Here is a 12,070-nt window from a genome sequence, read left to right on the forward strand (position 1 = left end):
GGCCGGCTCCTCTTTTGGGGGGATCGTCGTGGGTGCAGCGCTGGACTTCAAATGAAAGTGTTCACATCACTCAGGCATGCTTCTCGCTGAATTCGCTGAGCGGTTCGTTGAGCGGCTCGGGCGTTTTGCGCGGATCGAAGTCGGCCCAGCGCCCCTGCTGCCAGCGCCCACTCGCGCGTTCGATCGCCAGCCCCCCTGCTTCGCGCAAGACGCGGGCAGCGTCGAACTGATTGTCCGGGCACACGTGCACGGCAACCAGTACGCCGGAATCGCGCATTTCCTCATGAAATGGCAAATGGTGGCCGACATGGCCGCCTTCGCGAGTGTGCGCCATCGCCCCGACCAACGAGCCGATGTACGCGCCGACGCCGGCCGCAATCAGCGAGACGAGGAGCGGCGCCGCAAACGCCGCAAATATCGCGACGCCGACCACCGCCCCCCCTACCGCGCCGATGGTGACGCCCATTCCTGCGCCTTTCGGCGCTGCCCTCGCTGCCGGATCGGTATGGGTATCGCCGCCGATCGGATAACGCGCGTGCTGGCCGCGCGGATTGACAAAAAACAGGGTGACGTCTTCCTCGACGAAACCTGCGTCGAAGAGCTTTTGCGCCGCATTTTCAGCGGTTGGGAAAGTCGTAAACCGTGCTGCGACGATGAGTGACATGAGGCCTCCTTGCATCGTTGAACCGCGTTTTGCGGACCGTGCCGCCGCACAGCGTCGCGTAAAAAAACACGCGCAGGCGGTAGGCACGTGTCCGGACTACGCGGTGGCGCCGCGATCGGGTTCCATGCCTTCCACTCTGAACAGTCCACTATGCAACACTACGCCATTGCCACCGTTCTGGTCGAGTGCTTCCGCGCAAACCGAACGGATGCGATTGCGACCCTTCTCGAAAGCGGCCATCAGGGTGGATTCGAGCGCCGAATCGGCGCCGAAATGATCTTCCAGCGCTTCGGCGGTGATCGCGCAAACAAGCGCTTCGCCGTCGACCTGCGCCATGAAGCGCACGGTCAGATTCGTTCCGTCGAAGACCGGCTTGTCGTCGGGAAAAGTGATGTGCATAAGGGAGTCCTCATAGGCCGGCCGCGGCAGGATCGCGTTCATGACGAATCCTTCATTGCGCCGGCGAGTTGTTGCGCCATCGCGAGGTGATGCTTGATGGTCGGCAACGCATGCGTAGCCGCCGCCTTCAGTTGCGAGTCGGTGCCGCTCTGGCTCTCCTGCTGGAACAGGTCGACCGCCCGCTGGTGCGCTTCCACCCCGATCTGCTCCACGTAGGCCTGGTCGAATTCGCGGCCCTTGAGCGTCTGCAGTTTGCCGACCAGCGCGGAATCGGCGGACGGCGTCGTGGCGAGTCCCTTCTTCGCGGCGAGGGCGGCCATGCCGTGCGAGAGTTTCGTATGGTCAGTAATCATTTGCTGCGCGAATTTCCTGACCTGTGGATCACTCGAATTCTTGAGTGCGATTTTGCTTGCCGCGATTTCCGTGGCGTCGGATTGTGAGGCATCCTGCACGAACTGCTGGTCTGCGGGCGAGAGCTTTGTATCGCTCATCGGCGCATCGCTCGCGGGAGCGTCACTGGCTTGCGCGTACACCGCGCCGATCGAGGTTGCGCCAAGCCCCAGCGCAACTGTCATCACTTGTAGCGAATAGCGGAATCTCATGCGTTTTCTCCCTCACGTTAGTGCGGGGACCGCGCACATTGAGCGGCCTGCCCTTTGATACGTCGAATCAGCAAAAGCTGTGCCTATCTCCGACGACCGGTTCGAGACCCCATGAGTTTCGTGCGCCACAAACCACGCCACGCCTGCCACTGGGCATCGCCTTTGCTCGCGGGCCGACACCGGCGCAGCATCGACTCGGCCGATATCAACGAGTACCTGCGCTGTGCGAGCGGTGCTGCAAACCGGAGGCACGCCGGTTGCTCAGTGTCATCCGTACATCGAAATGGTAAGGAGGAACATCATGGTCAACCAGACACAAACCCAAGGTGGCATGCGCCAGGCCCAGGGTGCACGTATTGTCGGCAAAGGCGGCGCGACCGCCGACGGTCCCGGCCCCGACGTCATGGCGGCAGCCACCCTCGACGGCAACAAGGTGGTCAGCAGCGATGGAGAGGACATCGGCAAGGTTAAGGACATCATGCTTGACGTCCGCTCCGGTCGCATTGCGTATGTGGTGCTGTCGAGCGGCGGCTTTCTTGGCATCGGCGACAAGCTGCTGGCGATTCCGTGGAGCGCCCTGACGCTCGATACGCAACAGAAGTGCTTCGTCCTCGATATGACGGCCGAGCACGTGAAAAACGCACCTGGGTTCGATAAGGACCACTGGCCTGCCATGGCGGACCAGACATGGGCCACGTCGGTACACCAGTACTACGGCAGCGAGCCATACTGGGGACGCGATCCGTACCATCGGTGAGCGTTCGGACGCACGCCTTGAAGTGACGCATTCGGGCGCGTGCCCCTCAACCGGCCGCGCATGCGTTGTTCGCATGCCGGCCCCAACGGATGTTCATGCACGAAACACTGTGGTTTCTCATCGTCGGCGCCGTGCTCGTTTTTATGGGCGTGGCGGCGACGACGCTGCGACGGCTGCCTGTTAGCGCCGCCATGTTCTATCTCACCATCGGCTACGCGCTCGGGCCGCCAGGCATGGACCTGTTGCGCCTCGATATGGTCGCCGATGCACGTCTGCTGCGAATCATCACCGAAGTCGCTCTGCTGGTCTCGCTGTTCGCCATCGGCCTGCGTTTGCGCCTCGGCGTACTCGAGAAGCTGTGGACCGTGCCGCTGCGTCTCGGCTTCCTCGCCATGCTCGCGACCATTGCGCTGCTCGCGCTGTTCGGCGTGTACGGATTGCAGCTTGGCTGGGGGCCATCCCTGCTGCTCGCGGCGATGCTGGCGCCAACGGATCCGGTGCTGGCTCACGAGGTCCAGGTCCACAATCCCGGCGATCACGACCTGCTGCGCTTCGCGCTCTCCGGCGAAGGCGGACTGAACGACGGCATCGCACTTCCCTTCGTCATGCTCGGCCTCGCGTTGTGCGCGGCGCCCGCCGCTCAGGCCGGCGACGTGCTGACCTTCAGGCTCGCCGGCGGCATGATATGGGGCGTGGTCGGTGCGCTTGCAATCGGCGGCCTGCTCGGCTGGGTCACGACGCATGCGGTCGCCTGGTTGCGTACGCGTCATGCGCAGGCGCTCGGTCTCGAGGGTTTCTTTGCGTTAGGGCTGATCGAGCTCTCATTCGGCGCCGCGCAACTCGTGCATACGTATGGCTTTCTGGCGGTGTTCGCCGCGGGCGTCGCGATGCGCCGCGTCGAACATCGTGCGAGCGGCGGCGCTTCACCGCGCCAGGCGATCGGCACGGTCGATTCCGAAGACGTCGAAGCGACTGCGGCGAACCCGAGCAAAGCGCACGCGTATATGACGGAGTCGGTACTCGGCTTCACAATCGAGCTCGAACGCATCGCCGAGGTCGCGGTGATGGCGATGGTCGGCAATGTGCTCGCCACGCTGCAAGCGCCGCTGTTCACCTGGCAGACGGTTGCGCTCACGGTTGCGCTGTTCGCCTTCGTCCGGCCGGTGTCGGTGGAGTTGTCTCTGCTGGGGTCTAACGCGACGCATACGCAGCGGCGTTTGATGAGCTGGTTCGGCATCCGTGGTATCGGTTCGTTTTACTACCTGGCGTACGCACTAGAACAGGGCCCGGCGTCCGACGTCGCGCCACTGGCGCCGCTCGCGCTGGCGGTCGTCGCGGCTTCGGTCGTGATTCATGGCGTCTCGGCTACGCCTCTGATGAACTGGTATCACAGGGTGCGCCGCAGCGAAAAGTAGCGATGCCCGCAGTCGACCTCGCTAGAATACGAGTCCTTCATGCTATTGGTCCCGGGCGTCGGTTCGCCATGGGACAAGGCCCCGCTGGCGAGGCAACCTCCGACACGCGTCATAGCGGATGACGCGCCTCCTCGAGCTGCTTGCGGCGCGCCTCGCCCTGGCGTTCCAGCATCCAGCCTGGGTACTCGGCCGGCAGCATGCTGACCTGATCGAGCTTCGCAAGCTCGTCGGCGGCCAACGTGACGCCAGTGGCGGCGATGTTGTCATCGAGTTGCTCGATTTTCTTCGCCCCAACGATCACCGAGGTGACCACGCGCTGATGCAGCAGCCACGCGAGCGCGATCTGCGCCACCGACACCTTCTTCACCTCCGCGATACCACGCATCACGTCGATGCAGTCATAAGCGCGCTCGCGATTGACCGGCGGAAAATCGAACGTCGTGCGACGGCTACCGGCTTCGCCCTGGTGTTCGCGCCCATATTTGCCGCTCAGCAAGCCGCCCGCGAGCGGACTCCACACCATCAGTCCAAGACCTTCGCTGCGCAGCATCGGCACGAGTTCGCGTTCGAGGTCGCGGCCCGCCAGCGTGTAATACGCCTGTAGCGTTTCAAAGCGCGCGAGGCCGAGGCGTTCCGAAATGCCCAGCGCCTTCACGATCTGCCACGCGGCCCAGTTCGACACGCCGACATAGCGCACATGGCCATGCTGAACCAGCGTATCGAGCGCGCGCACGGTTTCTTCGATCGGCGTGGCCGGATCGAAACCGTGGATCTGATACAGGTCGACGTGATCGAGTTGCAGGCGCTTCAGGCTAGCCTTGACACCGTCGATAATGTGATAGCGCGAGGCGCCGCGTGCGTTCGGGAATTCTGCCGTCGGGCCGAATACTTTGGTTGCGACCACAACTTTGTCGCGCGGCACTTTAAGGTTCTTCAGCGCCTGGCCCGTGATCTGTTCGGACAGGCCCTCCGCGTAGACGTCGGCCGTGTCGATGAAATTGATGCCCGCGTCGAGCGCCCGGCCGACCAGCCGCTCCGCGTCCCCCTGCTGCAGATCGCCGATCTGCTTCCATATGCCTTCGCCACCGCCGAAGGTCATCGTGCCCAGGCATAGCTCCGAAACAAACACACCGGTACGGCCTAACTGGTTGTATCGCATCGTCGAGACTCCGTCATGGATTCGTGGATGAGTGAGCCATATAGAGTACTGCACCTGGCAAGTTTCGGCAGGAGCCGGCGTGGGTTCTGAGCGGCCACCCGGCGAACGCATGTTTTTTTCAGCCCTTATGGTTCGCACGGCAACTGTGGCCGCAAACTCCGCTCGAAAAAACGCCTTGGTCCTCTGCAAGCGAGGCGCCATACGGGTTTCCGGCAAGCGTCGGCAAAGCCGGTAAAAACCTGCCAGACTGATCGGTGATCGTCGTAACAGGCCGGCGCTTGCCGCCCTCTGGATATGCCACGCCGCGCCCCCATCTGTGCCAACATGAATTCGGCCTCGACATCCGCCACCGCCTTAGGCGCGCGCTCTGATTCTTCGGGCTTTGACCCGGTATTGCAAGCGGGTCCAGATGCCGCTTCGGATCACGCTTCTAACCCCATTCCTAACCCCGCTTCTAACCCTCTACCGGCTAGCGCGCTGGAAGACTTCCATCCGGCGGTCGCCGGCTGGTTCCTGAAGACCTTCCCTGCCCCCACCGACGCCCAGGCTGCCGCCTGGCCGCAGATTCGCCGTGGGCGCTCAACCCTGGTCGCCGCGCCCACCGGTTCGGGCAAAACCCTCACCGCCTTCCTGTCCGCGCTCGACGAACTGGTCCACCAAGGCCTTGCCAACGGCGGCGTCCTGCCCGACGAAACCCTGGTGGTCTACGTCTCGCCACTGAAAGCACTCTCCAACGACATCCGCCTCAATCTGGAAGTGCCGTTGCAAGGCATCGCCGCGGAACTCGACGCGCGCGGCCTGCCGCCGCTCGGCATCCGCACCGCAGTGCGCACCGGCGACACCACGCAGCAGGAGCGCAACGCGCTGAAAAAACGCGCGCCGCATATTCTCGTGACCACGCCGGAATCGCTGTACGTCCTGCTCGGCTCGGATTCCGGCCGCCGCATGCTGTCGACGGTGCGCACGGTGATCGTCGACGAAATACATGCGCTCGCCGGCAGCAAGCGCGGCAGTCACCTGGCGCTCAGCCTCGAACGGCTCGACGCGCTGTGTCAGCGGCGCTTGCCGCGGATCGGCCTGTCGGCGACGCAAAAGCCGGTCAGCGCTGTAGCGCGCTTTCTGGTGGGCGGCGCGAGCATCGAAAGCGGTATTCCCGCAGACTGCGCGATCGTCGACGTGGGGCACATCCGCGAGCGCGATCTCGCGTTGGAGATTCCGCCCGTGCCGCTCGAAGCGGTCATGTCCAACGAAGTGTGGGAGCGCGTCTACGACCGGCTCGCCGAACTGGTGGCGATGCATCGCACCACACTGATCTTCGTCAACACGCGCCGCATGGCCGAACGCGCTGCGCGCCATCTGACCGAGCGTCTGGGCAAGGACGTGGTCGCCGCGCATCACGGCAGCCTCGCCAAAGAGCATCGTTTCGACGCCGAGCAGCGCCTGAAACGCGGCGAGTTGCGGGTGCTGATCGCCACCGCCTCGCTGGAACTGGGCATCGATATCGGCGACGTCGATCTGGTCTGCCAGATGGGTTCGCCGCGCGCGATTGCGCCATTTTTGCAACGCGTAGGGCGCTCGGGCCACCATGTCGGCGGCATGCCCAAGGGCCGGCTTTTTCCGGCCTCGCGCGACGATCTGATCGAATGCGCGGCGCTGCTCGACTGTGTGCGGCGTGGCGAACTCGACGCGTTACGGATTCCGCGCGCACCGCTCGACGTGCTCGCCCAACAGATCGTGGCCGAAGTATCGAGCGCCGAATGGGGCGAAGACGCATTGTTCGAGATGATGCGGCGCGCAGCCCCCTACGCCGGCCTCGAACGCGAGCAATACGACGCCGTGCTGCGCATGCTGGCCGTTGGCTATACGAGCCGCAACGGCCCGCGCGGCGCCTATATTCATCGCGACGTGGTGAGCGGCACCTTGCGTGGCCGGCGCGGTGGCAAACTGGTCGCCGTGACGTCAGGTGGCACGATTCCCGAGAACGCCGACTATGCGGTGGTGCTTGAACCGCAGGCGATCAATATCGGCACCGTCAACGAAGATTTCGCCGTCGAGAGTCTGGCCGGCGATGTGTTTCAACTCGGCAATGCGTCATATCGGATTTTGCGGATCGAGAGCGGCCGTGTGCGGGTCGAGGACGCGCAGGGGCAACCGCCGAATATTCCGTTCTGGCTCGGCGAGGCGCCGGGGCGCAGCGATGAACTGTCGTTCGGCGTCGCGCGCTTGCGTGAGCAGATTGGGCACCTGCTCGATGGGAAGGAGGCCGATGCCGACGTCATGACCGCGCGCCTCCAACGCGCAACCGACTGGCTGATCGACACCCTCGATCTCGACGAAGCCGCCGCCCGCCAGATCGTCGACTATCTCGCCCGCGCACGCGCCGTGCTCAGCGTGCTGCCTACGCAAAACACGCTCGTGATGGAGCGCTTCTTCGACGAATCGGGCGGCACGCAACTCGTGATCCATGCGCCGTTCGGCAGCCGCGTGAACCGCGCGTGGGGCCTCGCGTTGCGCAAGCGTTTTTGCCGGACCTTCAACTTCGAACTGCAAGCCGCCGCCACCGAAGACGCAATCGTGCTCTCGCTGACTGGCAGCCATTCGGTCGTACTCGATGAAGTGTGGCACTACCTGCATTCGAACAGCGCCGAGCATCTGCTGATCCAGGCGCTGCTCGACGCGCCGCTCTTCGGCGTGCGCTGGCGCTGGAACGCGACCGTCGCGCTCGGCCTGCCGCGTTACACCGGCGGGCGCAAGACCCCGCCGCAATTGCAGCGCATGCGTAGCGAAGATCTGCTGGCGAGCGTGTTTCCCGAGCAGGCTGCGTGTCTGGAGAACATCGTCGGCGAGCGCGAACTGCCGCATCATCCGTTAGTGGACCAAACCGTCGACGACTGCCTGCACGAAGCGATGGACAGCGCAAGCTGGGTGGCTTTACTGCGCCGCATCGAACAGGGCGACGTGCAGCTGATCGCCCGCGATTTGCCGGCGCCCTCGCCGCTTGCCGCCGAAATCCTCAACGCCAGGCCGTACGCCTATCTCGACGACGCACCGATCGAAGAGCGCCGCACGCAAGCCGTGCTGAATCGCCGCTGGACCGATCCGTCGAGCGCCGACGACCTCGGCGCGCTCGACGCCGATGCGATCGACAGCGTGCGCGACGAAGCATGGCCGCAGGCGCGCACCGTCGACGAGATGCACGAAGCGCTGACCGGCCTCGCCTGCATCACCGATGCCGAAGCGCGCAACGATGAAGGTTGGCCGGCATGGCTCGCGTCGCTCGCCGAATCAGGCCGCGCGACCCGCCTGCGGATCTCTGCCGGCGACGCGCTGTGGCTGCCCGCCGAGCGCCTGACCTGTTTCCAGGCCCTCTATCCGGACGCCCCGTTTGAACCACCGCTCACCGCGCCGAAGGGCTGCGCCGACACATGGAGCGCCGACGACGCCCTGCTCGACGTGCTGCGCGCCCGGCTGACCGGCTTCGGCCCGCTGCCGGTGCGCGCGATTGCAGAGGCACTGAGCTTGCCCGTGGCATCCATTGAACAAACGTTGATGCGTCTCGAAGCGGAAGGCTACGTGATGCGCGGCCGCTTCTCGCCGGGCGCCACCGAAGAAGAATGGTGCGAGCGTCATTTGCTTGCGCGGATCCACCGCTACACAGTGAAACGCTTGCGACGCGAGATCGAGCCGGTGGAGCGGCATGACTTCATGCGCTTTCTATTCGAGTGGCAGCATTTGACGCCGGACACACGCAGCGAGGGACGCGACGCACTGGCCGCCGTGCTCGACCAGCTGGAGGGTTTTCAGGCCGCGGCGGGCGCATGGGAAGAAGACATTTTGCCGGCACGCGTAAAGGCGTACGCGAACATTTCGCTAGACGAACTATGCCGTACCGGCAAGATCGTCTGGACCCGTCTGACCGAGCGCTCCCGCAGCGCTGCGGGACCGGTGCGCAGCACGCCGATCGTGCTGTTGCCCCGCGCTCAGGTGCGCGTATGGAGCGCGCTGATCGACCCGTCGAGACAAGCGGAGCTATCGGCTCGCGCGCAGAGCGTCCATGACACGTTATCGCAACATGGCGCGATGTTCTTCGACGAATTGCGGACCGAAGCAGGCGGATTGCGCATGGAACTGGAGAACGCGCTGGGCGAGCTGGTTGCAGCCGGCCTCGTGAATTCCGACAGTTTCGCCGGCTTGCGGGCGTTGTTGAAACCCGTCGCCAAACGCAGTGCTTATCGTGCTAACGCGAGCAGCCGGCGTGTCCGGCCGAGCGCATTGATCGGAGGAATGGACGACGCGGGGCGCTGGGCCTTGGTCAACCGGCGGCCCGTTGCGGGCGCAGCGGAAACCTCGCCGGCGCGCCGTCAGCAGTTCGCCCCCGACGTACTCGAACATGTCGCGATGACTTTGCTGCGCCGTTATGGCGTGGTGTTCTGGCGTTTGCTCGAACGCGAGGCCGAATGGTTGCCGCCGTGGCGAGATCTGTTGCGCGTGTTTCAGCGGCTCGAAGCGCGCGGCATGGTTCGCGGCGGGCGATTTGTGAACGGCCTCGCCGGGGAACAATTTGCGTTACCGGAAGCAATTCCGTTATTGCGGGAGGTTCGCCGGCATGCGAACGATAGTGCTTTTGTGTGTGTCGCCGGGACCGATCCTTTGAATCTTGCCGGCACGTTGCTGGTCGGCGAACGGGTGCCTGCGGTTGCGGGGAATCGGGTTTTGTATTGCGATGGTGTGGTTGTCGCGACACTTGTAGCAGGGGCTTTCTGGTTCGCCGCCCCCGTGGAAGCGATTCCCGCGGAGCGTGAGCGCGCCCGGAGCATGCTGACCAGGCGGTTCTGAGGCAATTTTGAGGCGTTTTCGACGCTCCGCGCCGGCGCGCGCCCGAAACAAACGCCTAAAGCCGAAGACCATCGTGACCGTTAATGTTTATGGGCCCGAACGTCAGCCGCTTCGCTACAATGAGGCCAGTCTTTAAGTATGATGAAGACTGTTTGCCGCCAACCTGCCTTTACGGTGGGGCCTATCGGCACACATCGCCCGGGGATCTCATGAACGACGACCAACACGACCAGGTGCTTTATGCCCAGTTCGGCACAAGCAGCCCTTGCTGGCGTCTGTCGAACGACAGCAACGCATTGGAACTCACGCCTGTCACCGGCGACGTGCCGGCCAATGTCGCCATTCCGCTGAATCCCCAGCAGGCCTCGCAAATCCGTTGCCTCACCGGCATCACCTCGCACCTCGTCCTCGACGTGCGGCTGTTCGGCGAACCGCTGCGCCTGCACCTCGTCGGCAAAAAACTTGCCAGCAATGCGTGGGCCGGCACCGCCTCGGCCTATGACGACACGGAATCCGTCGCGCGCGACCTGGTCCACGGTCTCTCTTTCGCCGAACAGGTCGTCTCCGAAGTCAATTCGGTCGTAGTCATCGTCGACAGGCATGGTCGTATACAACGCTTCAACCGTCTCGCCGAGGAACTCACCGGCGTCAAGGAAGAAGACATCGTCGGCCGCAATGTGTGGGCGCTGTTCATGACCACCGAATCCGGTGCGGCATCGAGCCAGAACATCACCGGTTTCTTCAATCGCGGCGTCTCGTACGAAGTCGAGCGGCGCGTGAAAACCCTCCACGGCGAACGGCTCTTTCTGTTCCGCAACAAATTTGTCCACAGCGGCAGCGGCGTCGAAGAACAGTTTCTGATCTGCTCGGGCACCGACATCACCGAAGAGCGGCTCGCGCAGGAACGGCTCACTGAACTGGCGAACACCGATTCGCTCACCGGCCTCGCCAATCGCAACGCGATCAAGGACAAGATCAGTACCGCGATCGAAGAAGCCGACCCAGGCGAATCGGTCGGCGTGCTGTTCCTCGATCTCGACAACTTCAAGAAGGTCAACGACCACTACGGCCACGTCTTCGGCGACCGGCTGATCCGCGACGTGTCGGCGGCCATCAGCACCTGCCTGAACGAAGGCGATGCGCTCGCGCGCCTCGGCGGCGACGAGTTCATCGTGCTCGCCGCCAAAGGCACCGCCCACGATCTCGAAGCCACCGCGCAGCGCATTCTCGAACGCCTGCGCACGCCGTTCAGCCTGGGGCTCGTCGAGGTCTACACCGGCTGCTCGATCGGGATCGCGCGGTATCCGGAACACGGCGACGGCCTCGAATCGCTGATCCGTTCCGCGGACACGGCGATGTACGTTGCCAAAGATGAAGGCAAGCGCACCTATCGCGTGTTCTCGCCCGACATGGACCGCAAGGTCGCCGAGTACATGTGGCTCGACACCAATCTGCGGCGCGGCCTCGAAGAGGGCCAGCTGACGCTGCACTATCAACCCAAGCTCGTGCTCGCCACCGGCGCGGTGCAGGGCGTGGAGGCGCTGGTACGCTGGAACTCGCCGGAGCGCGGGCAGATCATGCCGGCCGAGTTCATCCGCTATGCGGAAGAATCCGGGCTAATCGGCGTGCTCGGCCGCTGGGTCATGGAAACAGCGGCTAAACAGGCCGCCAAATGGAAGGCGGACGGCTACGACCTGCGCGTCGCGATCAACGTGTCGGCACGGCAGCTGGTCGATACAGCCGTGGTGCGGCATTTCAGCGAAGCGCTGCAGCGCGCGAATCTCGATCCCTGCCTGATCGACCTGGAGCTCACGGAGAGCTGCCTGATCGAGGACGAAGCGGCTGCGATCGATCTGATCAAGCAGTTCCGCCAGCTCGGCGCTCAGGTTCATCTGGACGACTTCGGCACCGGCTACTCGTCGCTCTCGCAGTTGGGCCGCATTCCGCTCGACGTCATCAAACTCGACCGCAGTTTCGTCCGCTCGATCAACGTCGACACCAAAGCGCAAGCGCTGGTGCGCTCGATGGTGGTGGTCGCCCAGGAACTGAATTTCAAGGTGGTCGCCGAAGGGATCGAAACCGAATCGGAAGAGATGTTCATGAAGGGGCTGGGCGTCGACTACGTGCAGGGCTTCCTGTATGGCCAGGCCATGCCGGCCGCGGAATTCGAACGCTGGCTGCAGGATCGACAGAAGCTCAGACTGATTGCCTGAGCTTGCGCGCGCCCCCGAAGACGAA

The 12,070-nt window shown here is 63.9% G+C and carries 8 protein-coding genes; 4 read left to right on the forward strand and 4 right to left on the reverse strand.

What is annotated here, in order from left to right; all coding sequences use genetic code 11:
• Positions 1-70 precede the first annotated feature (70 nt).
• The 3 genes from AYM40_RS27470 to AYM40_RS27480 form a co-directional block, all read right to left on the reverse strand.
• Positions 71-664, reverse strand: coding sequence for a hypothetical protein (locus tag AYM40_RS27470; protein WP_063499277.1), 594 nt, complete (start codon positions 662-664; stop codon positions 71-73).
• 96 nt (positions 665-760) lie between these two features.
• Positions 761-1,105 carry a DUF1488 domain-containing protein gene (locus tag AYM40_RS27475; RefSeq protein ID WP_063499278.1) on the reverse strand — a complete coding sequence of 115 codons (345 nt, stop codon included), beginning with the start codon at positions 1,103-1,105 and terminating at the stop codon, positions 761-763.
• Positions 1,102-1,665 (reverse strand): DUF4142 domain-containing protein, encoded by a 564-nt coding sequence (locus AYM40_RS27480; protein ID WP_063499279.1) that lies wholly within the window; start codon positions 1,663-1,665, stop codon positions 1,102-1,104. Before AYM40_RS27480 ends, AYM40_RS27475 begins: the two co-directional genes overlap by 4 nt.
• A gap of 301 nt (positions 1,666-1,966) precedes the next feature.
• Between AYM40_RS27480 and AYM40_RS27485 the strand changes: the two genes are divergently transcribed.
• A complete protein-coding gene (locus AYM40_RS27485) occupies positions 1,967-2,422 on the forward strand; it encodes a PRC-barrel domain-containing protein (protein WP_063499280.1) in 456 nt (151 codons plus the stop codon).
• A 95-nt stretch (positions 2,423-2,517) separates the two neighbouring features.
• Positions 2,518-3,837 (forward strand): cation:proton antiporter, encoded by a 1,320-nt coding sequence (locus AYM40_RS27490; protein ID WP_063500741.1) that lies wholly within the window; start codon positions 2,518-2,520, stop codon positions 3,835-3,837.
• A gap of 109 nt (positions 3,838-3,946) precedes the next feature.
• On the opposite strand, the gene AYM40_RS27495 is transcribed toward AYM40_RS27490, so the two are convergent.
• The gene (locus AYM40_RS27495) at positions 3,947-4,996 is read right to left on the reverse strand and encodes an aldo/keto reductase (protein ID WP_063499281.1); all 1,050 of its coding nucleotides are present in this window, start codon (positions 4,994-4,996) and stop codon (positions 3,947-3,949) included.
• 324 nt (positions 4,997-5,320) lie between these two features.
• On the opposite strand from AYM40_RS27495, the gene AYM40_RS27500 reads away from it, so the two are divergent.
• Together AYM40_RS27500 and pdeR are read left to right on the forward strand one after the other, a co-directional pair.
• Complete coding sequence (locus AYM40_RS27500; RefSeq protein ID WP_082855339.1) at positions 5,321-9,832, forward strand: DEAD/DEAH box helicase; 4,512 nt, start codon at positions 5,321-5,323, stop codon at positions 9,830-9,832.
• Between the two features lie 209 nt (positions 9,833-10,041).
• The gene (gene pdeR / locus AYM40_RS27505) at positions 10,042-12,045 is read left to right on the forward strand and encodes a cyclic di-GMP phosphodiesterase (RefSeq protein WP_063499282.1); all 2,004 of its coding nucleotides are present in this window, start codon (positions 10,042-10,044) and stop codon (positions 12,043-12,045) included.
• The last annotated feature ends 25 nt before the right edge of the window (positions 12,046-12,070 follow it).

Source organism: Paraburkholderia phytofirmans OLGA172, assembly GCF_001634365.1.
In the GTDB taxonomy this organism is placed as follows: Bacteria; Pseudomonadota; Gammaproteobacteria; order Burkholderiales; family Burkholderiaceae; genus Paraburkholderia.